At 62.1% G+C, this 23,868-nt stretch carries 22 protein-coding genes; 7 read left to right on the plus strand and 15 right to left on the minus strand.

The features are described 5' to 3' along the window. Positions 1–39 precede the first annotated feature (39 nt). Positions 40–1,230: a hypothetical protein gene (locus JHX87_RS02620; RefSeq protein WP_271886259.1), complete on the minus strand. Its 1,191-nt coding sequence runs from the start codon at positions 1,228–1,230 to the stop codon at positions 40–42. 271 nt (positions 1,231–1,501) lie between these two features. On the opposite strand from JHX87_RS02620, the gene putP reads away from it, so the two are divergent. The 3 genes from putP to codB all read left to right on the plus strand — a co-directional run bounded on the left by putP (position 1,502) and on the right by codB (position 4,948). Beyond that, entirely contained in the window at positions 1,502–2,965 is a 1,464-nt protein-coding gene (putP, locus tag JHX87_RS02625; protein ID WP_271886260.1) for a sodium/proline symporter PutP, read from the plus strand. 225 nt (positions 2,966–3,190) lie between these two features. Beyond that, positions 3,191–3,646, plus strand: coding sequence for a nucleoside deaminase (locus tag JHX87_RS02630; protein WP_271886261.1), 456 nt, complete (start codon positions 3,191–3,193; stop codon positions 3,644–3,646). Positions 3,647–3,667: 21 nt separating this feature from the next. Further along, a complete protein-coding gene (gene codB / locus JHX87_RS02635; protein WP_271886262.1) occupies positions 3,668–4,948 on the plus strand; it encodes a cytosine permease in 1,281 nt (426 codons plus the stop codon). A 56-nt stretch (positions 4,949–5,004) separates the two neighbouring features. Here codB and preA read toward each other — a convergent pair whose 3' ends face one another. From preA to JHX87_RS02660, 5 genes are all read right to left on the minus strand, one after another. Further along, positions 5,005–6,303, minus strand: a complete 1,299-nt coding sequence (preA, locus tag JHX87_RS02640; protein ID WP_271886263.1) for an NAD-dependent dihydropyrimidine dehydrogenase subunit PreA — start codon at positions 6,301–6,303, stop codon at positions 5,005–5,007. 76 nt (positions 6,304–6,379) lie between these two features. Beyond that, positions 6,380–7,714, minus strand: coding sequence for an NAD(P)-dependent oxidoreductase (locus JHX87_RS02645; protein WP_271886264.1), 1,335 nt, complete (start codon positions 7,712–7,714; stop codon positions 6,380–6,382). A 101-nt stretch (positions 7,715–7,815) separates the two neighbouring features. Further along, positions 7,816–9,111: a sensor histidine kinase gene (locus tag JHX87_RS02650; RefSeq protein ID WP_271886265.1), complete on the minus strand. Its 1,296-nt coding sequence runs from the start codon at positions 9,109–9,111 to the stop codon at positions 7,816–7,818. Continuing rightward, the gene (locus JHX87_RS02655) at positions 9,111–9,773 is read right to left on the minus strand and encodes a response regulator transcription factor (RefSeq protein ID WP_271886266.1); all 663 of its coding nucleotides are present in this window, start codon (positions 9,771–9,773) and stop codon (positions 9,111–9,113) included. Before JHX87_RS02655 ends, JHX87_RS02650 begins: the two co-directional genes overlap by 1 nt. Positions 9,774–9,799: 26 nt before the next feature. Next, a complete protein-coding gene (locus JHX87_RS02660) occupies positions 9,800–10,159 on the minus strand; it encodes a PepSY domain-containing protein (protein ID WP_271886267.1) in 360 nt (119 codons plus the stop codon). A gap of 134 nt (positions 10,160–10,293) precedes the next feature. On the opposite strand from JHX87_RS02660, the gene JHX87_RS02665 reads away from it, so the two are divergent. After that, positions 10,294–11,403, plus strand: coding sequence for a hypothetical protein (locus JHX87_RS02665; RefSeq protein WP_271886268.1), 1,110 nt, complete (start codon positions 10,294–10,296; stop codon positions 11,401–11,403). Positions 11,404–11,456: 53 nt separating this feature from the next. Here the strand turns inward: JHX87_RS02665 and JHX87_RS02670 are convergent, their stop codons facing one another. The 7 genes from JHX87_RS02670 to JHX87_RS02700 all read right to left on the minus strand — a co-directional run bounded on the left by JHX87_RS02670 (position 11,457) and on the right by JHX87_RS02700 (position 18,553). Beyond that, positions 11,457–12,071, minus strand: coding sequence for a YitT family protein (locus JHX87_RS02670; RefSeq protein WP_271886270.1), 615 nt, complete (start codon positions 12,069–12,071; stop codon positions 11,457–11,459). A gap of 74 nt (positions 12,072–12,145) precedes the next feature. Then, on the minus strand, positions 12,146–13,132 hold the full coding sequence (locus tag JHX87_RS02675) for an ABC transporter substrate-binding protein (protein ID WP_271886273.1): 987 nt from the start codon (positions 13,130–13,132) through the stop codon (positions 12,146–12,148). Positions 13,133–13,162: 30 nt separating this feature from the next. Further along, complete coding sequence (locus tag JHX87_RS02680) at positions 13,163–13,999, minus strand: ABC transporter permease (protein ID WP_271886275.1); 837 nt, start codon at positions 13,997–13,999, stop codon at positions 13,163–13,165. A gap of 28 nt (positions 14,000–14,027) precedes the next feature. Continuing rightward, a complete protein-coding gene (locus JHX87_RS02685) occupies positions 14,028–14,891 on the minus strand; it encodes an ABC transporter permease (RefSeq protein ID WP_271886277.1) in 864 nt (287 codons plus the stop codon). Positions 14,892–14,933: 42 nt separating this feature from the next. Beyond that, entirely contained in the window at positions 14,934–15,713 is a 780-nt protein-coding gene (locus tag JHX87_RS02690; protein WP_271886278.1) for an ABC transporter ATP-binding protein, read from the minus strand. A gap of 53 nt (positions 15,714–15,766) precedes the next feature. Next, positions 15,767–17,218: a dihydropyrimidinase gene (gene hydA, locus JHX87_RS02695; protein ID WP_271886280.1), complete on the minus strand. Its 1,452-nt coding sequence runs from the start codon at positions 17,216–17,218 to the stop codon at positions 15,767–15,769. Between the two features lie 69 nt (positions 17,219–17,287). Beyond that, positions 17,288–18,553: a Zn-dependent hydrolase gene (locus tag JHX87_RS02700; RefSeq protein WP_271886282.1), complete on the minus strand. Its 1,266-nt coding sequence runs from the start codon at positions 18,551–18,553 to the stop codon at positions 17,288–17,290. Between the two features lie 269 nt (positions 18,554–18,822). On the opposite strand from JHX87_RS02700, the gene JHX87_RS02705 reads away from it, so the two are divergent. Further along, positions 18,823–19,464, plus strand: coding sequence for a TetR family transcriptional regulator C-terminal domain-containing protein (locus tag JHX87_RS02705; protein WP_271886284.1), 642 nt, complete (start codon positions 18,823–18,825; stop codon positions 19,462–19,464). Here JHX87_RS02705 and JHX87_RS02710 read toward each other — a convergent pair. Both JHX87_RS02710 and mepK read right to left on the minus strand, forming a co-directional pair. Continuing rightward, positions 19,454–20,050, minus strand: coding sequence for a TetR/AcrR family transcriptional regulator (locus tag JHX87_RS02710; RefSeq protein ID WP_271886285.1), 597 nt, complete (start codon positions 20,048–20,050; stop codon positions 19,454–19,456). The two genes, JHX87_RS02705 and JHX87_RS02710, sit on opposite strands and share 11 nt — an antisense overlap. 191 nt (positions 20,051–20,241) lie before the next feature. Further along, the gene (gene mepK / locus JHX87_RS02715; RefSeq protein WP_271886287.1) at positions 20,242–20,802 is read right to left on the minus strand and encodes a peptidoglycan L,D-endopeptidase MepK; all 561 of its coding nucleotides are present in this window, start codon (positions 20,800–20,802) and stop codon (positions 20,242–20,244) included. A gap of 298 nt (positions 20,803–21,100) precedes the next feature. On the opposite strand from mepK, the gene JHX87_RS02720 reads away from it, so the two are divergent. Together JHX87_RS02720 and JHX87_RS02725 are read left to right on the plus strand one after the other, a co-directional pair. Beyond that, positions 21,101–22,699 carry a L,D-transpeptidase family protein gene (locus JHX87_RS02720; protein WP_271886289.1) on the plus strand — a complete coding sequence of 533 codons (1,599 nt, stop codon included), beginning with the start codon at positions 21,101–21,103 and terminating at the stop codon, positions 22,697–22,699. 44 nt (positions 22,700–22,743) lie between these two features. Then, positions 22,744–23,868 (plus strand): UDP-3-O-(3-hydroxymyristoyl)glucosamine N-acyltransferase, encoded by a 1,125-nt coding sequence (locus tag JHX87_RS02725; protein ID WP_271886291.1) that lies wholly within the window; start codon positions 22,744–22,746, stop codon positions 23,866–23,868.

A 23,868-nucleotide genomic window follows, 5' to 3' on the forward strand; every position in this document is an offset into this window, starting at 1 on the left:
GACTTTGAAGCCTTCCCTTCGAATGGCCGCTTTTAGCCATTATCGCCAATCGATATTCAATTCGTCATCGTAGTTGAGCGGCACCAGCATCATGGCTCCATGCGACGGAAATAGACGACCGGCACGTTCGCGCGAAACGTCATATCCAAACGTCGATTCCTCCATCATTAACTTCATCTCTGCTCTGGGCTTCTCCTCAAGTAGGTTCAGAACATAGTAAAAGAATGTATGAACATCGTGGTAACGAGTGAGCACACCGGCCACATCGAACACCGCCTCTTTGTTCCTGAATAATTCGAGGATCGGATCAGCGCCTCTTTCGTAGAGTGGCGTGGACTTGTCAAAAAACACTGTTTCGATAGCATCCTCAGCGGGATCAATATTTCCATGGAGGTTATGGTTCCGGCGATCCATGACCCGCTTGAACGCCCTATACTCATCGCGATTCGGGTCGACCCCTGCTCTGAAGTAGTTGCATTTCAAGTGCAGGTCAAAGACCCGCGTATCAATCGGCTGTCTGATATAGTGGTCATACTGCCTCGGATTGCGCTTTAGTTCGTCTTTACGACACGAGAATATTATAAAATTGATGAAAGACTCAGCCAGCACCGGCGTAATTAGATCAAGAGATAGAGATGCACTAAACACTCTATTCGCCCGATTCCTAATTTTCTTTATATGCTTGTGATAGCGCTTGATGCCCGCCTCGGATCTGCGCTTTCCCGGCGCGAAGTCCGGAGCATCTTGCTCGTCGATCAATACCTCGTGAAAGCCGGCACAGGTATCCGCGATCAAGGCAAATCGGTTCGAGATAATGCTCCATTTTTCGAATGTCGCGCCGGCTACTGCCATTTCTCGACCACAGCGAACAAAGTCACCCTTTAAAGCATTTGCGAATTTCACCCATTTCTTGGGCGACATATGTAATCCAAAAATCGCGACCTGAACGTCGCGGTTCCCACCTTGGATGTGAATCCACGCGTCGCCAGCTTTCAGCAGGTAGTCCCAATGAAAAAGGTTGTCGCTGTCGGGTGGCTTCTTCGCCATAGTTTGAAAACCATAGGGTTGGCCAAAGCGGGCAACGAGGTACTTGTAGACAGAGAGCGGTGAGAGTTGCTTACGAAAGACCAGAATACCGCCAGTGGCTTTCCCCGGCTTCTTTTTGCGATCCATGAAATCTAGCATCTCTCTTGGAGACGGCTTTTCCCATTGTTTGGGTTCAAAAATCATCGGTGCCCATCAGCTATTCACGCTCACTTATTTTCAATGAAGATATCCGACATCTGAATAGGTTGCAGTATCGGTCGATTCGGGCTCAAAGCCAACGTCGATCTGCCCGCGGCTGAAGCTGTGTTTGGGCCAGAAATCTGACCGAAAGCCAAGAACATCTGACAAACACCATGTTCGAAAGCCACGCCACATGAACCGATTCGACGTTGCCGGGCGCACATCGTAGCGTGACCCTGACTCACGCAAGCGTGACGAATCGGAGGGAGTTATTATGGCGACAGGGATCTGGATCAGTTTGATCCTCTATTTTGTGTTGATGCTGGGGATCGGGGTCTATGCGTGGCGCAAGTCCACCTCGAATTCCGAAGAATATGTGCTGGGTGGACGCAACCTGTCGCCCGGTGTGGCGGCGCTGTCGGCCGGCGCCTCGGATATGAGCGGCTGGCTGTTGATGGGCCTGCCCGGCGCACTTTATGCGGCCGGTCTGGTCGAGGCATGGATCGGCATCGGCCTTTTCGTCGGCGCCTTCCTGAACTGGATCATCGTCGCGCCACGCCTGCGCGAACAGACCGAGCGCTATGACAATTCGCTGACCATCCCGGCGTTTCTGGCCAATCGTTTTCCCAGCCGGGCGACGATGCTGCGGGTCACCTCGGCCATTATCATCGTGGTGTTCTTTGCGGTCTATACGGCCTCGGGTCTGGTGGCGGGCGGCAAGCTGTTCGAAAGCGCCTTTGGCGGCAGCTACATGACCGGCATCTGGCTGACCCTTGGCATCGTTCTGGCCTATACGGTGGTCGGGGGCTTTCTGGCCGTCAGCCTGACCGATTTCGTTCAGGGCGTGATCATGATGCTGGCGCTGGTCATCATGCCGCTGGTCATCCTGTACGGTCCCGGCGGCGGCGGGATCGCACAGGCGCGCGAAACGCTGTCCACCCTTGGCGATGATTACCTGTCGCTGACGACGGGGCTGACGCTGTTCGGCTTTCTGTCGGCGACCGCCTGGGGACTGGGCTATTTCGGCCAGCCCCATATCATCGTGCGCTTCATGGCCGTCCGCAGTGTCGAGGCCGTGCCCACCGCCCGCAATATCGGGATGAGCTGGATGGCGATCTCGCTGCTGGGGGCAATCGGCATCGGCATCTTCGGCCGCGCCTATGTGATGCGCAACGGGATCGAGGTGACGGACCCGGAAACCATTTTCATCGTGCTGGCCAATCTGCTGTTCCACCCGCTGATGACCGGCTTCCTTTATGCCGCGCTGCTGGCCGCGATCATGAGCACGATCTCCAGCCAGCTTCTGGTCGCCTCGTCCTCGCTGACCGAGGATTTCTATCACCTCTTCCTCAACCGCGAGGCCAGCGATGCGACGCTGGTGATGGTCGGTCGTTTCGCGGTTCTGGCGGTGGGCGTGGTGGCGGCGCTGATCGCGCAGAACCCAGATTCCAACGTGCTGGGTCTTGTGTCCAACGCCTGGGCCGGTTTCGGCGCCGCATTCGGGCCGCTGATCATCCTGTCGCTGACATGGTCGCGGATGACCGGCGCAGGGGCGGTGGCCGGGCTGATCGTCGGGGCGGTGACGGTGATCCTGTGGATCGCGCTTGGGCTGAACAGCAGCATCATGGGCGGGCCGGGCCTTTACGAGATCATCCCGGGTTTCATCCTGTCGATGATCGCGATTGTCGTGGTCAGCAACATGACGCAATCGGGCAACGAATTCCGCCCGCTCGGCTGACGCGGATCAGGATTCCAAATCAGAAGGGGCGACCCGTCACGGGTCGCCCTTTTTGCAATCCGGGCGCCGCCCGTCGCCTTTCGGGCGTGACATCGCCCGTGTTTTCGTGATCAATTCCGAACAGATCGGGGCATGGCGCGGGATATCGTCAGATCGCGCAGTATCCTGACATCGCATTGTTTTCCCCAAGGCCACTCTTCACGGCGACAACAGGCAGAGGTTCGGATGACACAGAACTTGGATCATAAATTCCTGGGCATCGCGCTGGCCGAGGCCGAAATGGGGCTGGCCGATGGCGGCCTGCCCATCGGCTCGGTCCTTGCGCGCAATGGCGAATTGGTGGCCAGCGGGCATAATCAGCGCGTCCAGCAGGGCGACCCGATCGCCCATGGAGAGATGGACTGCCTGCGCAAGGCCGGGCGCCAGCGCAGCTATCGCGATACGGTGCTTTATACCACGCTCAGCCCCTGCATGATGTGCAGCGGCACCATCGTCCAGTTCGGCATCCCCCGCGTCGTCATTGGCGAGGCCGAGACCTTCGCGGGCAATATCGATTTCCTGCGCCAGAACGGGGTCGAGGTGCTGCTGATGGATGATGAGGGCTGCAAGGATGTGATGCGCCGCTTCCTGTCCAGTCCCGAAAACAGGCAGATCTGGCTGGAAGATATCGCCGAGGATTAAGCCGCGAAAGGAACCCGAAGAATGCGACGATCCGCTGCCACCGAAGACCGACAGGATTTCCCTCTGTCCGAGGTGCCGCCCTCCGCGCGCAAAAGCTTTGCATCGCTCTGCGTCGTGCTTCTGGGCTTCACCTTCTTCACCGCGACCATGTTCGCGGGCGGGCGCATCGGCGTGGCCTTCCCGCTCTGGCCGGATCTGGTGCTGATCATCCTGACGGGCAACCTGCTTCTGGGCGCCTATGTGGCCATCCTCGGCCTGATCGGATACCGCACCGGGCTGAACACCGCGCTTCTCAGCCGCTTCAGCTTTGGCCGCATCGGCGCCAGGCTGCCCGATCTGGTGCTGGGCCTGACGCAGATCGGCTGGTACGGCTGGGGCACGGCGACCATGGCGGTGGTCCTGCTGCGCCTCATAGGCTTTGACCCGGAAGCCAATGCTGCCCTGACGACGATCCTGATCCTGTTCTTCGGCATGGCCTTCTGCTGGACCGCCTATATCGGCTATCGCGGGCTGGAAATCCTGTCGCGCATCTCGGTGCCGCTGATGGTGCTGCTGCTGGCCGTCTCGCTCTGGATCGCGATTGGCGATGCGGGCGGCATCGCCGGACTGTCCGCCATCGCGCCGACGGCGGCGATGGGCATCGGCACCGCCATCACCATCGTCTTCGGAACCTTCGTCTCGGGCGGAACCCAGGCCACCAACTGGACCCGCTTCGCACGCAGGCCCAGCCATGCCGTCTGGGGCGCGCTGGCCGCCTTTTTCATCGGCAACGGGCTGATGATCGCCACCGGTGCAATCGGCGCATTGGTCTATCAGCAACCCGATGTGGTCGATATCCTGGCGGCTCAGGGGCTCACCTTCCTGGGCATCATCATGCTGGTCCTGAACCTCTGGACTACCCAGGACAACACGATCTACAATTTTTCCGCCGTCGGATGCGCGGCACTGGAAACCGACCGGCGCCGACAGGTCACGCTGATCGGCGCGGTGATCGGCACGATCCTGGCGCTGATGCGGATCGACCTCTATCTGATCCCCTTCCTGCTGATGCTAGGCACCTTCATCCCACCGATCGGAGGCGTCATCATGGCCGATTACCTCTACAAACATCGCGGCAAATACCCGCTGCTCGCACAGGCCTCTATCCCCGCAATCAATATCCCCGGCCTCGCAGCCTATGTCCTCGGCTGCCTGACGGCATATCTGACGCCCGGCATCCCGCCGCTGAACGGCATTCTGGCCGCGATCATCGCCTATATCCTCGCCGACAAGATCCTCGCCCGCAGCACAGAGGCCAACTGATCCCATATCTTTTGTGCCGAAATATCCCGGGGGTCCGGGGGCAGCGCCCCCGGTGCCTATTCCGCCGCCCGCGCCATCGGGTTATTGGGATGCGTCGTCCAATTGGCATAGCTGCCACGCTTCAGCCCTGTCCTCGGATCCAACTCGCCCGGATCCAACTCGCGCATGGTGATGCAATCCTCGACCGGGCAGACATCGACACATAGATTGCAGGCCACGCATTCCTCTTCGATCACCTCGAAGACCCGGCCCGGCTTCATCGCAATGGCCTGATGGCTGGTATCCTCACAGGCGGCATAGCAGCGCCCGCATTTGATACAGGCCTCCTGATCGATCACCGCCTTGGTCACGTAGTTCAGGTTCAGCTGGTTCCAGTCGGTCACATTCGGCACCGCCCGCCCGATCAGATCGGAGAGCTGCATCTCATGACTGTCCAGATAGTCGCGCAGGCCCGAGATCATCTCCTGCACCACCTTGAACCCATAGGTCATGGCGGCGGTACAGACCTGCACATTGCCCGCGCCAAGCGCCATGAATTCGGCCGCATCGCGCCAGGTCGTGACCCCGCCGATGCCGCTGATCGGCAGTCCGCGCGTCTCGGGGCTGCGGGCGATCTCGGCCACCATGTTCAGCGCGATGGGCTTGACCGCAGGCCCGCAATAGCCGCCATGCGCGCCCTTGCCGTCAATGGTCGGCTGCGGCGCGAACAGATCCAGATCGACCGAGGTGATCGAGTTGATCGTATTGATCAGGCTGACCGCATCGGCCCCGCCGCGCCTGGCCGCCTCGGCCGGTTTGCGCACATCGGTGATATTGGGTGTCAGCTTCACGATACAGGGCATGCGGCTGTATTGCTTGACCCACCGGGTCACCATCTCGATATATTCGGGCACCTGACCGACGGCGCTGCCCATACCGCGCTCGCTCATCCCATGGGGGCAGCCGAAATTCAGCTCGACCCCGTCGGCGCCGGTATCCTCGATCTGTTTCAGGATGGTCTTCCAGCTTTCCTCATCGCAGGGCACCATCAGGCTGATGATCAGCGCGCGGTCGGGATAGTCGCGCTTGACCGACTTGATCTCGCGCAGGTTCACCTCCAGCGGGCGGTCGGTGATCAACTCGATATTGTTCAGCCCCAGAACCCGCCGGTCGGCCCCATGGACCACACCATAGCGCGGCCCGTTCACATTGACGACCGGAGGCCCCTCGGCGCCAAGCGTTTTCCAGACGACACCGCCCCAGCCGGCCTGAAAGGCGCGGCGGACGTTATATTCCTTATCCGTTGGCGGGGCAGAGGCCAGCCAGAAGGGATTGGGCGATGTGATCCCGATAAACTCACTGCGAAGATCCGCCATGGTTCAGTTCTCCTCCTCGATCTTGCGGGCGTCGGCAGGGCAGGGCGATCGGCCCGCCCGGCGTCACCGTGCAAGGCTATTGCCGCAAATTCTGGTCGATATCCTCGGCCGCGTCACGCCCTTGCGCCACGGCGGTGACGGTCAGATCGTCGCCGCCCGCCGTGCAGTCGCCACCCGCCCAGACCCCGTCCAGATTGGTGCGACCGGGACCGTTCACCGCGATCTTGCCACCCTCCAGCGCCAGTCCGGCGGGCATCAGGTCCAGTTTCTGCCCGATGGCGCGGAACAGTTGATCGGCCTTCAGGCGAAAACGCTGATCGGTGTCCAGCAGCCGACCTTCGACCTCTTCGGTATAGGCGAATTCGACCTCGGTCACGGCGCCATTGCCATGCACCTTCAGCGGCGCGGCGTTGTGAATGATCCGCACCCCGGCCGAGGTCGCGTGATCCTGTTCATGCGTGCTGGCCCCCATGCGGGACTGATCGCGGCGATAGACGATGGTGACGTTTTCCGCGCCCAGCAGGCGGGCCTGCACCGCCGCATCCACGGCTGTCATGCCGCCGCCGATAATGACCACATCGCGACCGACCGGCAGGGTGGTCAGATCCGCAGCCTGACGCAGATCGCGGATGAAGCTGACCGCGTCCAGCACATTCTCGCGATCCTCGCCCTCGGCGCGCAGGGCATTCACGCCGCCCAGACCCATGCCCAGAAACACCGCGTCATATTCGTCGCGCAGCGATTCAAGCGAGATATCCTTGCCCAGTTTCTGATCATAGCTGATCTGGATGCCGCCGATGCGCAGCAGCCATTCGACCTCGGCCTGCGCAAAGCCGTCCACGGCTTTGTAGCTGGCAATGCCGAATTCGTTCAGACCGCCGGGTTTCCGGCGTGCTTCGAAGATCGCCACGTCATGGCCCTTGGCGGCCAGCCGATGGGCCGCCGACAGACCGGCCGGGCCCGCGCCCACGACTGCGATACGCTTGCCGGTCGCCTCGCCGCGCCGGAAGGGATGGCCCGGCTGCGCCATCAGCCCATCGGTGGCATAGCGTTGCAGGGCGCCGATCTCGACCGGCAGGCCCTCGGCCTCCATCCGCACGCAGGCGCCTTCGCACAGGTTTTCGGTCGGGCAGACACGGGCGCACATGCCGCCAAGGATATTCGAATGAAAGATCGTCATCGCCGCCGCATCGGGCGTTCCCGTCGCGATCTGGCGGATGAACAAGGGAATGTCGATGCCGGTCGGACAGGCCGTGATGCAGGGCGCATCATGGCAGAAATAGCAGCGGTCGGCGGCGACATGGGCCTCGTGATCGTCAAGCGGCGGTGCCACATCGACGAAATTCGCGGCAAGTTCCTGACGGGTCAGACGACCGGGGGCGACCCCGGGCGCAAGTCTGGCTTGGGACATATTCCTGTCTCCTGGCTCACCTGTTGGTCATAATCAGGCTGGCACAGGTTCGATTTTTTATCAAACGGTAAAATCACGTCCCGCCGCGGGATCCGCGAATTTCAGGCCGGAAGGACCAGTTTTGCGGCCAGACCGCCCAGATCCGAACGCTCCAGCCGCAATTCGCCGCCATGCAGCGCGGCCAGATCCGCGACAATGGCCAGCCCAAGGCCCGAGCCAGAGGCTCCGTGTTCATCCAGCCGCCCGCCCCGGATCAGCGCACGCGGCCTGTCGGTTTCGGCCATGCCGGGGCCGTCATCCTCGATCACGATATGCAGGGCCTGATCGTCGCTGGTGACGGTAATGCGCAGGGCCTTGCGTCCCCATTTCACCGCATTTTCGGTCAGGTTGCCGATCATCTCTTCCAGATCCTGCCGCTCTCCGGCGAAGGCCGCGTCTTCGGGGCAGTCGATCTGCACCTGCATCTCCTTGTCCCGGATCGGCCAGCGCAGGACCAGCAGGATATCGTCGATCACCGGGCGCAGCGGGCTGCGTTGCCCCAGAAGGCGCGGGCCGGCGGTGCGGGCGCGGCGCAGATGCCAGCCGATCAGCCGGTCCATGCGGGCAATCAGCGCCTGCCCGTCATGGTCGGGCGGCAGCAGGTTGGACAGCGCCGCCAGAGGGGTTTTCAGCGAATGGGCCAGATTGCCCAGATGCTGACGCGCGCGTGCCAGCAGGCTGGCATTCTGATCCAGGCTGGCATTGATCTCGGCCGTCAGGGGCTGCAATTCGGTCACATCGGGCATGGTCAGGCGTTCCGCCGTGCCCGCCCGGACCTCCGACAGGTTGCGCCGCATCCGGTTCAGGCTGTTCAGCCCGGCCAGCACCTGCACCAGACTGGCCAGCGCAAGGCCCAGACCCAGCACCGCCAGAGAGATCGCCAGCGGTCGCCTGATCTTGGACAGGCTCAGATCAATCTCTTGCTGCGGGGCGGTGACGGTGACGGCGATCCGGGCATTGCTGAAGGGGATGCTCAGCTGGCGTCGCGTGACGCGCAGCGCGGCGCCATCCGCGCCGATGCCATGGCCGCCGGTGTAATCGCCCGTCGGGCCCTCCAGCTTGCCATCCAGCAGCGAGGCGGAGCGGGCGACCACGCGCCCATCCGCCCCCACCTGCCAATACCAGCCGGTAAAGGGCATGGCGAAGCGCGGATCGACGGGGCGGTCCTCCAGCTCGATCCGGTCGCCGTTCACCTTCAGGCTGGCAATGACGCCATCGGCCATGGCGCCGGTTTCCGCGTCGAAGCGGTCGGTCACGAAATCATTCAGCAGGGACGAGATGAACAGGAACGCCGCCAGCAAGGCCGCCGTGATCCAGACCGCCGCAAGCAGCAGAAGGCGCCCACGAATGGACCGCATCAGACGCTGTCCTGCAAGACATAACCCTCGCCCCGCCGCGTTTCGATGACGCCATTGCCGACCTTCTTGCGCAGGCGGCCGATGACAACCTCGATGGATTTGAAGTCACGATCGGTATCGGCCTCGTACAGATGTTCGGAGAGTTCGGTCCTGCTGACGACGCGGTTCTTGTGATGGATCAGATAGCTGAGGATGCGGTTCTCGAAGGCGGTCAGCTTCAGCGTGGTGCCGTCCAGCGTGATGACCCCAAGCTGGCCGTCCAGCTTCAGCATGCCCGCCTGAATGACCGGACGGGCATGGCCCGCCGCGCGCCGGATCAGGGTCTGGCAGCGCAGGACGACTTCATCCAGACGGAACGGCTTCACCGCGTAATCATCCGCGCCCGCCCGAAAGCCCGCCACCTTGTCTGTCCAGTCGCCCCGTGCGGTCAGGATCAGCACCGGCATGGTGACGTCATGTTCGCGCCATGCGGTCAGAACCTCGATCCCCGACATGCCCGGAAGCCCCAGATCGAGGATCGCCACATCATAGGTTTCGGTCGAGCCCAGAAACTCTCCCTCATCGCCATTCGCCGCACAGTCGGTCACGAAACCCGCATCCTGCATTGCCGAGACAAGCTGCTGCGACAAGACCGGGTCATCCTCGATGATCAAAGCCCGCATAGTTTAAATCCTGATTACTCTCTAAGTTAATTTTTACCGCGCCGCTTGCCTGGCTTTCGTTGCGCGGCAAGCTGTCCGCGCCCGCCGACGTCCAGAAAACGGCCATCGCGGGCATCCATCCGCACGATCAGCAGATTGCGCTGCGGCGTGACCAGCCGGAACTCATAGACCAGCGCGGCGCCCAGTTGATGTTCCTGTTCGGTCGGGGGCTGGATCTGCGCCGCGATCATGCGCCCGGCATAGCGCGCGCCGACCTTTCTGGCCATCTCGTGAAAGGGCAGGGGCCGGAACTGCTGGATCTCCTGCGGCACCGGCGACAGATCCTGCGCCGCAAGGGGCAGGGCCAGCATCGCCGGAATCAGCAGGAAGGAAAGGTATCTGCGCATTTGTCGTGACTACTACCGGGATCCCCAACGGAAACCAAACGGGCTGTTGCCGGTTCATTCGGTCTCTGGCAGGTAAAAGCGATTCGTCCGGTTGCGGCAAGTCTGCAACCCGTATCGAAGAAAGGTAGTCAAAGATGACCAAAGCAAAATTCACCAGCTCGGCCGCAATTCTGGCAATTGTCGCCAGCCTTGGCGTTGCGGCCCATGCGCAGACCGCCCCCGCCCAGACCACGCCCGCCACGGATGCCGGGTCGCTGCCGCAACCGCTGAGCGCGCTGAACCTTGGCGATCTGCAGATCGAGACCAAGCGCGACGGGCTGCGCGAAATCGAGGGCGTGACCGCAGATGGCGTCAAGATCGAAGCCATGATCGACATGGCGGGCAATGTGCTGGAGATCGAGGCCGATGACGGCGCCGTTCCGCAATCCCTGATCGAGGCCTATGTTCCGCAGGCGGCCCGCGATCACGCCTTCATGTCGAATTTCACCGAGGTCGAGGAAATCAACCTTCTGCCCGATCTCGTCGTCGTCAACGGCAATCGCGAAAACGGCGATGACGTCGAGGCCGTGTTCAACCGCGACAACCAGCTGGTCAAGGCCGATTTCGACGATTCAGCGCTGCCTGCCCAGATCATCGAAGAGATCGTGCCGCAGTCTGTGCGGCAGGGCGACATCTTTGCCCAATTTGCCAGCGTGAATGAGGTCGGCCAGATGCGCGACATTCTGGTGGTGAAGGGCCAGGATGCCGAGGGCAAGGGCATGGGCGCAGCCTTTGATCAGGATGGCCGCGTGCTGCGCTTTGGCCGGGCCGATGACGATCATCGTCGGCGCGGCGGCAAGGATCGCGGCGAACGCTTTGGCGACAAGGGTCCGCGCGGCGGTGACCACCGTGGCGGCGATCACGGCGATCATGGTCCCCGTGATGGTGGGCCCCGCGATGGTGGACCTCGGGGTCATGGGCCGGACGATCGCGGACCGGGCGGCAAGCATGGGCGCGATATGGGCCGTGACGGCGACCGCGGCGGTGATCGGGGCGGGGATCAAGCCCGCCTGTCGCCTGCCGCCCCCACAGGCTTTGACGCCGTTGCGGTGAACAAGGCGCTGAGCGATGCGGGCTATGGCAATTTCGGCTTCCTGCGCCCGCAGGGCGACACCGTGCTGATCGAGGCCACCAACCCGCAGGGCGAAGCGGTGCTGCTGGAACTTGGCGCCGATGGCGACGTGATGCGCGAAACCGCACGCTGATCTCGATTGGCAGGACAGTCGCGACGAAGGGGGCGGGCGACCGCCCCTTTTGCTTATTGAACGATATATCTGTCGCGGCGGTGATTGATGGCGATGGTCATGTTCAGCACGACCGCGCCAAGAAAGCTCCAGGCGATGGTCATGGGGTCGCGCAAGGTCAGCGCGATCAGGAACAATGCGGCGTCGAAGATCAGCTGCACCCAGCCTGCCTTGAAGCCCGTCGCGTCCTGAATATACAGCCCGACGATGCCGACCCCGCCCAGCGAGGATCCGTGCCGGAACAGCGCCAGAAGCCCGGCGCCGCACATGCAGCCGATCAGCGCCGCCGCCACCGCCGGATGGATCCTGCCGAACTCCAGATAATTCGGCAGGATGATGGTCATGGCCGACAGCATCGCCACCGCGACAAAGCTTTTGGCGACGAAACGCGTGCCAAAGCGTTTCCAGCCCAGCCAGTAGAAGGGGATGTTGATGACGAAGAAGACGAGGCCAAAGGACCAGCCGGTGGCATAGCTGATCAGCAGCGCCAGCCCCGCCGTCTGCCCGGTGACAAAGCCCATATGCGTCAACAGCAGCACGCCCACGCTGGACATGAAGCTGCCGAAGGTGATGCCCTGAAGGTCATCGACGAAACCATGCGTCTGTGTGGTGATGTCCGAATTCTGCATGGCCCTGCTGATGCCGCGTCGCGACCTTTCAGGCAAGAGGGAAAGGCCGCGAACCAGCCTTTCCCGTCGCGGCGTTATTCCACGGCGCGTTCGGTGACGACATGGCTGAATGCGCCTTCTGGCGCGGCCGAGATCACCGGGTCAGAGCCGCCCGACAGCAGCGTATCGACGGTGCGCTGGTAATCGGCCTCGTCCAAAGCGCCGGTGCTGCCCTCGGTCAGCTTGGCAATCTCTTGCACCATGCGCAGCTGGTGATCCATCGTCTGGGCGCCGGTTTCGTCGTTATCCAGCACGATCTCGGCCGCTTCCTCGGGGTTCTGGGCGGCATAGTCCCAGCCTTTCATGCTGGCGCGCACGAATTGCACCAGACTGTCCACCATGGCCGGATCCTCCAGCGTGCTTTCCAGCACATAAAGCCCGTCCTCCAGCGTGGCGACGCCCTGATCCTCGTATTTGAAGGTGACCAGATCCTCGGGCGTCAGACCGGCGTCCAGCACCTGCCCATATTCGTTATAGGTCATGGTGCTGATGCAGGCCGCCTGCTTTTGCAGCAGCGGATCGACGTTGAAGCCCTGTTTCAGCACGGTCACCCCTTCTGCACCGCCCTCGGTCGACAGGCCCAGATGGTTCATCCAGCTGAGGAAGGGATATTCATTGCCGGAAAACCAGACGCCCAGCGTCTTGCCCGCGAAATCGGTCTTGGGATCGGTGATGCCGCTTTCCTTCAGGCAGGTCAGCATCATGCCCGAGCGTTTGAAGGGCTGTGCGATATTGACCAGCGGCAGCCCCTTTTCCCGCGCGGCCAGCGCGGCGGGCATCCATTCGACAATCACATCCGCGCCGCCCCCGGCCAGCACCTGCGTGGGCGCAATGTCAGGCCCGCCGGGCAGAATCGTCACATCCAGCCCTTCCTCTTCATAAAAGCCCTTGTCCAGCGCGACGTAATAGCCCGCGAACTGGGCCTGCGTGACCCATTTCAACTGCAGGGTCAGTTCGCCCTCGGCCCAGGCGGCGCTGCCACACAGGGCGGCTGCTGCGGCTCCCAGTATCAGTCTTTTCATGTCGTCCTCTCCTGTTGGGCCGTGGCCCGGTTAAGCGCGCTGCGACGGGTGCCAGAATGTCACCTTCTTTTCGATCAGCGCGACAAGTCCGTAAAACAGCGATCCGGCAATGGCGGCGGCCAGGATCTCGGCCCAGACAAGGGGCAGATCCAGCCGCCCCACGGCGGTCGAGATGCGAAAGCCCATGCCCTTGGTCGGGCTGCCAAAGAATTCCGCCACGATGGCGCCGATCAGGGCCAGCGTCGTGGTGATCTTCAACCCGTTGAACAGAAAGGGCATGGCGGCGGGCATGCGCAGCTTCCACAGCGATTGCCAATAGGGCGCCGCCCAGGTCCGCATCAGATCGCGCTGCATCGGATCGGTCGCGGCCAGCCCGGCGACCATGTTCACCAGAATGGGAAAAAACACCATGACCACGACGACGGCGGCCTTGGATTGCCAGTCAAACCCGAACCACATGACCAGAATCGGCGCGATGCCGACGATCGGTAGGGCGGCGACGAAATTGCCGATGGGCAGCAGGCCGCGACGCAGGAAGGGGCTGCGGTCGATGGCGATGGCGGTGGCAATGGCGGCCAGCGCGCCGATGATCCAGCCGGTTAGCGCGCCCCTGAGGATGGTTTGGACGAAATCGGTCCACAGGATCGCGCGGTTTTCGACAAAGCTGGCGCCGATCTGGCTGGGCGCGGGCAGGATGACCGAGGGCACATCATAGATCCGGACGATCATCTCCCACAGGATCAGGATCGTCGCGCCAAAGATCAGCGCGACCAGCAGACGTGTCAGCCGGGTGTCGAACCGCGCCAGCCATGTATTCAGGCCCCAGGCCCCCAGCCAGACGATCAGGATCGGCGCGGCGGTCAGCATGCGGGCACCATCTGTCCTGCGTCCCGGATCATCGCGCCAATCCCATGCGCTGCAGGACCAGCCGCTCGATCAGCCCAATGACCATGACCAGCAGGGCGGCCAGGATCGCAGCGGCAAAGAGCGCCGCCCAGATCTGAACCGTCTGCCCGTAATAGCTGCCCGACAACAGCCGCGCGCCCAACCCCGCCGTGGCCCCTGCGGGCAGTTCCCCGACAATCGTGCCGACCAGCGCCGCCGCCACCGCGACCTTCAGGCTGGCGAAAAGATAGGGCAGCGACGCAGGCAGCCGCAGCCGCCAGAACACCTGCGCGGCCGAGGCATTCCAGGACCGCATCAGGTCAAGCTGCATCTGATCGGGCGTGCGCAGCCCCTTGACCATGCCCACCAGCACCGGAAAAAAGGACAGCCAGGCCGCGATGATCGCCTTTGGCAGCAATCCGGTCACGCCCGCGCTGGCAAAGACCACGATCACCATCGGCGCAATCGCCAGGATCGGCACGCTCTGGCTGGCCACCGCCCAAGGCATCACCGACTGATCCATGGCGCGGCTATGCACGATGCCGACAGCCAGCAGGATCCCGGCAAGGGTGCCGATGGCGAAACCCGCCATGGTCGCTGACAGGGTGATCCCGCCATGCCAGACAAGGCTGCGCTTCGAGGTGATCTTTTGTCCGAAAAGCCCCTCCCACAGGCCCAGGGCGACCTGATGCGGGGCAGGCAGCACCGGGCGGTCCTGCGTCAATGTCTGCCTGACCAATTCCGCATTGCTGAGCGTCACATCCGCCCGCGCCGCCTGATCCCGCGCCCATGTCGCGTTCATCGCCACCGCCGCGACATACCAGACAAGGATGATCGCCAGCAGAACGGTCAGGACGGGCAGGGCGGTCCTCATGGCATTGCCCCTACCGTCGGGGTCGGCACAGGTGGGCACCGCCTAGTCATGGCCGTGCCCCTCTCGCAGGCCCTCGCGGACCTCATGGGCCAGCGCGATGAATTCCGGCGTGTCGCGGATTTCCAGAGGTCGTTCGCGCGGAAGCGGGCTGTCGATTATCTTGGTAATGCGCCCGGGTCGCGGCGACATGACCACGATACGGGTTGAAAGATAGACGGCCTCTGGAATGGAATGTGTCACGAAACCAATGGTTTTTCCGGTTTTCCTCCAAAGTTCCAGTAATGCCTCATTCAGCTTGTCGCGGACGATTTCATCCAGGGCGCCAAAGGGCTCATCCATCAGCAGGATATCGGCGTCAAAGGCCAGCGCGCGGGCAATGCTGGCCCGCTGCTGCATCCCGCCCGACAATTGCCAGGGGTATTTCCCGCCGAACCCCGCCAGATCGACCAGATCCAGCACCTGGTCAATGCGGTCCCGCCTGTCTGACCTGGAAAATCCCATGATCTCAAGCGGCAAGGAGATATTCCTTGAAATCGTCCGCCACGGATAAAGGCCCGGCGCCTGAAAGACATAGCCATAGGCCCGCGCCCGCCGCGCCGCATCCGCGGTCATCCCATTGACGGTCAGACTGCCGCCCGTGGGCACTTCCAGCGCGGCAATCGTGCGCAGAAAAGTCGTTTTCCCGCAGCCGCTTGGACCGATAAAGCTGACAAAATCTCCGCGATCGATCGTCAGATCCACACCCTTCAGCGCATGGACCGGCCCATCCGCCGTCTGAAAGGTCAGGTCGATATTCCGGGCCTCTATCACGGGGACGGTCATGCGGATCTCGCGATGCCGCGCCAGACAGCAATCACCGCAATCTTCCTCATGCGCTAGACCCCGCTTGCCGGAATGCCCGAGCGCTCTACCGGCCTCGGCGCCGTCAACTCCTTCCATTGCGACAGCGCCCGGTTCACCTGACCGCGCGGTTCGCGCGCAACGAATTCGCCATGCCCCTCGCGGCTGTCCACCTCGCCCTCGCGCACTGCCACCACGCCGCGCGTCAGCGTATAGCGCGGCAGGCCCTTCACATGCTGTCCCTCGAAGACATTGTAATCAATGGAAGATTGCTGCGCACCTGCGGTGATCCTCTTCTCGGCCTCGGGGTCCCAGACCACCAGATCGGCATCGCTGCCCACCAGAACCGCGCCTTTCTTCGGATACATGTTCAGGATCTTGGCGATATTGGTCGAAGTCACCGCCACGAATTCATTCGGCGTCAGCCGCCCGGTATTCACGCCATGTGTCCATAACATCGGCATCCGGTCCTCAAGACCCCCGGTGCCGTTGGGTATCTTGGTGAAATCGCCGACGCCATAGCGTTTCTGCTCGGTTGTAAAGGCGCAGTGATCGGTGGCCACCACCGACAGGCTGCCCGATTGCAACCCGGCCCAGAGGCTGTCCTGATGCTGCTTGTTGCGGAAGGGCGGCGACATGACGCGGCGCGCGGCATGGTCCCAATCGGCGTTGAAATATTCGCTCTCATCCAGCGTCAGATGCTGGATCAGCGGCTCACCCCAGACCCGCTTGCCCTGCTGGCGCGCGCGCCGGATCGCCTCGTGACTGTCCTCGCAAGAGGTGTGAACCACATAAAGCGGCACGCCGGCCATATCGGCCACCATGATGGCGCGGTTCGTCGCCTCGCCCTCGACCTGAGGCGGGCGGGAATAGGCATGCGCCTCTGGCCCCGTATTCCCCTCGGCCAGCAGGCGCGCCGACAGTTCCGCCACCACATCGCCATTCTCGGCATGAACCAGCGCGATCCCACCCAGATCGCCCACCCGGCGGAAGCTGGCGAAGAGTTCGTCATCATTCACCATCAGCGCGCCCTTATAGGCCATGAAATGCTTGAAGCTGGTGATGCCGCGCCCGACCACCGCCTCCATCTCGTCAAAGACCTGCTCGCCCCACCAGGTGATCGCCATGTGATAGGAATAATCGCAATGCGCGCGCCCGGATTTGTTATCCCACATCTGCAACGCATCCAGCAGCCCCTGTCCGGGTGAGGGCAGGGCGAAATCCACCACCATCGTGGTGCCCCCGGCCAGCGCCGCGCGCGTCCCGCTTTCGAAATCATCGGCGGAATAGGTGCCCATGAAGGGCATCTCCAGATGCGTATGCGGATCGATCCCGCCCGGCATGATCAGGCAGCCGGAGGCGTCCAGCACCTCATCCCCGCTCAACCCCTCGCCAATCGCGGCAATACGCCCGCTCTCGATCAGCACGTCGGCCTTGTAGGTCAGATCGGCGGTGACGATGGTTCCGTTCCTGATAACCGTGCTCATGGCCCTCCCTTTCTTCTTTGTCCAAATATCCCGGGGGTCCGGGGGCCGCGCCCCCGGCCATCAACCGCCTCAGCGAACGACCTCCGCCGCTTCCAGCACCGCATGCAGCAGCACATCCGCGCCCGAGCTGGCCCATTCCGGGCTGATCTCTTCGGCCTCATTATGCGACAACCCGTCGACGCAGGGGCACATGATCATCACCGTGGGCGCGACGCGGTTGATCCAGCAGGCATCGTGACCCGCGCCCGACACAATATCCCTATGCGAATAGCCCAGACGATCCGCCGCATCGCGCAGGCTTTGCGCCAGATCCGCGTCAAAGGTCACCGGGTCGAAATGGCCGACCGGTTCGATCTCGATCCCAAGGCCAAGATCGGCCGCAATCTCCGTCGCCTCTGCCTCCAGCGCGCTCCGCATCGAGGTCAGTTTCTCAAGATCGGGGCTGCGAAAATCGATGGTGAAGACCGCCTTGCCGGGGATCACGTTGCGGCTGTTGGGATAGACATTCGCCTGACCGACCGCGCCGACGGCATTCGGCTGATGATCCATGGCGATGCGATGGACGGCCTCGGTGATCCGCGCCATGCCCAGACCCGCATTCACCCGCATATCCATGGGGGTCGATCCCGTATGCGCGTCCTTGCCGGTCAGGGTGACCTGCAGCCACCATAGCCCCTGACCATGGGTGACAACGCCGATCTGCCTGTCTTCGGCTTCGAGGATCGGGCCCTGTTCGATGTGATATTCGAACATGCAATGCATGGGCCGACCGCCCACATCCTCGGTCCCGCGCCAGCCGATGCGGTCCAGCTCATCCCCGAAACGCTTGCCCTCGGCATCCTCGCGGCTGTTGGCGTAATCCTCGTCATGCATCCCGGCATAGACGCCGCTGGCCAGCATGGCGGGGGCGAAACGGGTGCCTTCCTCATTGGTCCAGTTCACCACCACGATGGGGCGACGGGTCTGCAAACCCATATCCCTGATCGAGCGCACCACCTCCAGCCCGGCCAGCACGCCCAGCACGCCGTCATATTTGCCGCCCGTTGGCTGCGTATCCAGATGGCTGCCGATATAGACCGGGTCCAGATCGGGTTCCGATCCTTCGTGGCGCATGAACATATTGCCCATGCGGTCCAGACCCATGGTCATGCCGACCTCCTCGCACCAGCTTTTGAACAGGCTGCGGCCTTCGGCATCGGCATCGGTCAGGGTCTGGCGATTATTGCCACCGGCGACACCGGGACCGATCTTGGCCATCTCCATCAGGCTGTCCCACAGCCGGTCGCCATCGATCTTCATATTCGCGGCAGGGGAGGTCTCGCGGGTCACGCTCATTCTGTGTCCTTCCTGTCTGGCCATCCCGTCTTGACGCAGGATCGGCTGGATACGGCGCCCATGCGCCACCAGGCCGCCGCGCCTCAATCTCTGCAAGGTTGCATTTTAGCGACTGTTTACAGGACGCTATGCGGATGCCTATCATCCGGGGAACCTGACAGAATATTGACCGGACGGTCAAAGTCAGGCTAGCACGGACCAGAAACCAGTCAAGCGCTCTGGCTTGTCCAAGGCGACAGAAGTTCGCAATTGCCCGGATTTGAACCAGCATGGAACATGACAGCGTGATGCCCGAAGAGAACGAGCCGCGTTTCACACGCATTCAGCAGGAAAAACGCGATGTCATCCTGGGTGCGGCGCTGAATGTGTTTTCGGCAGGCGGGTTCCGGGGCTCGACCATCGACCAGATCGCCGAGGCTGCAGGCATGTCCAAGCCGAACGTGCTGTATTATTTTGCCTCGAAAGATGCGATCTATCGCAGCCTTCTGCAGCAATTGCTGGATACCTGGCTGGCGCCGTTGCGGCAATTGGATCCCGAGGGCGACCCGCTGGAGGAATTGCTGAAATATGTTCGTGTAAAGCTTTATATGTCCAGAGATTTCCCGCGCGAAAGCCGCTTGTTCGCGCATGAGATCCTGGAGGGCGCGCCGCAGCTTCGCGATGTGCTGGAGACCGAGTTGAAAGCCCTGATCGACGCGAAGGTCGCGATTCTGAACGACTGGATAGAACGCGGCGCGATTGCACGCAGCGACCCGCATCATCTGATCTTTTCGATCTGGGCGCTGACCCAGCATTACGCCGATTTCGAGACGCAGGTGGATGCCGTCCTTGGCGCGGGCCATGATCCCTTCGCCGAGGCTGAACTGTTCCTGGATAACCTGTATCGCCGGATGCTGGCCGTCAGAGAGTAGCCGTGCAGGGCTCTTCCAGCAGTTCGGATGAAGGGCCGATCATATCCAGATAACCGTCCACGGTGGTTACGAAATCCTCGACCACATGATGCGCCCAGTGCCGCATCGCCAAATTCGTTGCGGCGATGATGGAAGAAGAGAGCAGCTCGACCTGGACCTCATGCCCGGGCGGAAGGCGACGGCGCAGCAGGTCACACATCTCGGTTCGGCTCGCCAGGACAGAGGTGCTGCGAAGCGCTTCTAGCTTCGGGTCGTTCTCGGCCAGGGTCAGGACATGGCCAATCAGCTCGCGCTCATTTTCGAAGCGGCGGAAATGGGCGAAAATCATCGCCTTCAGATCCTCGATCAGCGGCCCGCGTGAGATCACGAATTTCTCGGATGCATCTCTGGGATAGCCCGGTGAAGGGCCCATGATCGCAGCTTCCTTATAGGGGTAATAGTTGAAGAAACTGCGCGTGCTGATGCCCGCCTCGCGGGCAATCGCTTCTGTCGTAGTGTGCGCCAGCCCGTCGCGTATCGCGAGCTGGACCGCCGTCTGCTGGATCTTTTTAGCCGTACGGTACCGCCTGGTAAGCACGGTGGGCATGGTCGTATTCCTGTTCTCATAGGCATCGCTTGGCCGATATGCCGGACGCCGAAATATCTTCGTCCGAAACAACGCAATCGGAACAATTGGATGATTTTTGGAAAACAGGTAACCGGATAAAACGGCTACGCCACCCGCTGTGAAGCGGGCAGCGTTGCAGGCACAGGTATTGCTTTACGCCAGGCCCGGGGTTAGGCGCCCCAGGTCCGAATCGGCCCACAATCCATATGGACAAAGTTCGAACGAGAGTATTTCCCGACGCCGCCAGCTTTGCAAGAGATAGCAGCCCTGTACATTTGCGCAACAGAGCGCGATTTCAGACGCAGATCGGCCGCTTTGCCGGTCATATGCAGCGAATTGCGCGCAACGCCCGAGGAACGGCGGCGCAGCATCGCATTGGTGCGCGGCGAGCGATAGCCAGACAGCATCATGTAGGGTTCATTGGTTTGCAGCAGCCGGTGCGATGCGGCGGCAACGTCAATGGCGCGCGGATCGATCCCGATCGTGTCGCCGCTGCGCCAGTCGCGCATGAAGACGTTGATTTCGTTCAAAGCTTCCCGGACGTATTTGCCGTCAACCCAGTAGACGGTATCGATGCTTTCGCCGGTTCTTCCGGAATACATGCGGATGCGCCGCACATCCCCGGCACCGCGGAGGAAGCCGAATGCATTTGCCATTACCGGCGCCGCAGCGACGGAGGTTGCCGCAAACACACCCAAAACACCCCGGCGGGAGAGAAGGTCAATTGTCATGTCAGATCGCCTGTCCTGCTTCGTTTTTTGTCGCCAATCAACGTGGCGAGACCGAATTTACCTTCGGCTGGTTAAGAATATGTCAAAAAGAATCTGAAGCAGAAATAGATTCTTCATCATTGTTCCTCTTGATGCTTGTAAGCGGCGAAATTTTGCCGATGACTTGAAACTGTGGCAGGATGGTCGCCGACTGTGATTTGCGGGACACAGCTGTGATTTCGCCGTCCTCCGGCCTCTGCCAGCGGTGGCGGCGGCGATGGCGGAATGTCATAGCGTGGCAGGATTTTGAGGTTTTTGAATGTTCACGACGAAAAAGGCCGCGGCATTTTTTCTGGCCGTGGCGCTGCCCTTTTCGGGCCCCGCTGTCGCGCAGCAGGCACAGTCGCTGACCACGGTTGCGGCCCCCCGGCTGGACTTCTCGGCCAAAGAGATGGCTCTGGCGCAGGCGGCCGCGCGCTTTCCCGATCTGGCGTCCTTTTATGGCGGCAATGATCTGAAGCCGATATTTGCGGGTGATCGAGGCGATCTGTTGCGGCAGGCGCTGTTGCAGGTGACCTCGATGGCGCCGACCCATGGCATTCCGGTGTCGCGCTATCGTCCCGAAGATCTGGCGCAGCCCGCCGATGATGCGCAGTCCGAAATCAGGCAGGCGCAGATCCTGTCGCTGTATCTGCGGGACATGACGGGCGGCGTGCTTCGCCCGACCTCTGTCGCGCCGACCATCAAGCGAGAGGTCCGTCGCCCGCGCATCGACGGCCTGATCGCGGGCTTTGCCCAAGCCCCGGATCCGGCGCGCTTTCTGGCGGATCTGGCGCCGCGGAACCCGGCCTATCTGGCGTTGCAGGACGCGCTGAACATCGATCAGGACCTGACGGTTCCCGCCGATCTGCCCCGCGCGCCCGAAGCGGTCTGGCGTATCGGTATGAAGGGTCCGGGCGTCCTGCCGCTGCGTGCGCGTCTGGACAGCATCGGCTTTGCCGCCCCCTCGGGCGATCCCGGCAGCTATGACGCGGCGCTGTCGCAGGCCGTCGCGCGTTATCAGGATGCGGTGGGCCTGCCCGCCGACGGGATCGCCGGGCCGAACACGATCCGCAGCCTGAATGGCGATCTGGGCGGTGACCGGCGCACGCGGGCCATCATCATCTCGCTGGAGCGGATGCGCTGGCTGGCGGGAGAGGATCTGAACGCGCGTCATGTCTGGGTGAATATCCCCGAATTTACCGCGCAGATCATGGATCAGGGGCAAGAGGTCTTTCGCACCCGCGCCGTAGTCGGCAATCTGGGCCCGGATTACGAAACGCCCGAGTTTTCGGATCAGATGGAATATGTCGTGGTCAATCCACGCTGGAATGTGCCCCGCTCGATGACGGTGCGCGACTATTTGCCACGGCTGAAAGCCAATCGAAATGCGGTCTCGCATCTGGATGTGGTCGATGGCAGGGGGCGGGTCATTCCGCGCGATCAGATCGATTTCTCACGCTATAATGCCTCTAATTTTCCTTATCGGCTGCGACAGAAATCCGGCGACGATAACGCGCTTGGGCTGGTGAAATTCATCTTTCCGAACAGCTGGAATATCTATTTGCACGATACGCCGACCAAACATCTGTTCGGTCAGCGTAATCGGGCGCTGTCCAATGGCTGTATCCGCATCAGCGATCCCTTCGATCTGGCCTATGCGCTGCTTTCCCGGCAGACAGATAATCCGCAGGCCATGTTTCAGCGCGCGCTGGACAGTGACAAGGAAACCTGGCTGGCGCTGAAACCGAACGTGCCCGTGCATCTGGTCTATTTCACCGCCTTCCCCGATGCCTCGGGCCGGATCCGGACCTTCAACGATGTTTATGGCCGTGACGATCTTGTTTGGGCCGCGCTGCAGAAGGCGGGGTGGAATTGATCCGGCGGAAGCACTAGATCCTGTTCCGGACAAGGGGAATGACGATGGCTGACAATGGAATGGTGAGCGTGGGCGATCTGGCGCGGGCGCTGGATGCGCGAAGTTGGGGCGATACCGCCCTGCGCGTGACCGGCGCGGCCGAGCCTGCCGCAACCCAGCCCGTCAGCGCCGGGGGCGGCACCATCGCCATGGCCATGGCCCCGAAATATGCCGAGGCGCTGAAGCCCGGCAGCATGGCCATTCTGGCCGAGGGGATGGACCCCGAGGCTTATGGGCTGAAGGCCGCGATCTTTGCGCCGCGCCCGCGCCTGCTGATGGCGGGGCTGACAAAGGCCTTCGATCCGGGGCCGGACATTCCGGCGGGCATTCATGCGACGGCGGTGATCGACGCTTCGGCCAGGATCGGACCGGGCGCGGCCATCGGGCCTTTCGTGGTCATCGGACCGGATGTGATGATCGGCGCCAATGCCCGGATCGCGTCGCATGTGTCGATCGGGCGTGGCTCGGTTCTGGGCGACGATATCGTCCTGCATCCCGGCGCGCGGATTGCACATGGCGTGCGGGCGGGACACCGGCTGATCCTGCAGCCGGGCGCATCGGTGGGCGGCGACGGGTTTTCTTTCGTCACGCCCGAGGAATCGGGGATCGAGGAGATCCGCCGTACACTTGGCAGCCGCGAGGATATCCGTCAGCAGCATTACACCCGCATCCATTCACTGGGCGGGGTCGAGATCGGCGACGATGTCGAGGTCGGCGCCAATGCCACCATCGACCGGGGCACGATTCGCGCCACCAGGATCGGCTCGGGCACCAAGATCGATAATCTGGTTCAGGTCGGCCATAATTGCATTGTCGGCGATGATTGCCTGCTCTGCGGGCTGGTCGGGATTGCCGGCTCTTCCAAGATCGGCAATCGCGTGGTTCTGGCCGGGCAGGTCGGCGTGTCCGACAATATCGAGATCGGGGATGACGTAATTGCCGGCGGGGCCTCGAAAATCTTTACGCGCGTGCCCGCCGGGCGCGTCATTCTGGGCCATCCCGCCGTGAAGATGGAAACCCAGATGGAGATCCAGAAGGCCATGCGCCGCCTGCCGCGTTTCGCACAACAACTGGCAAAACTTCAGGAAACTGTTACACGGCTGTTGGACAAGACTGGAAAAGACGCTTGA

Source organism: Paracoccus fistulariae, from assembly GCF_028553785.1.
Taxonomy (GTDB): Bacteria; Pseudomonadota; Alphaproteobacteria; order Rhodobacterales; family Rhodobacteraceae; genus Paracoccus; species Paracoccus fistulariae.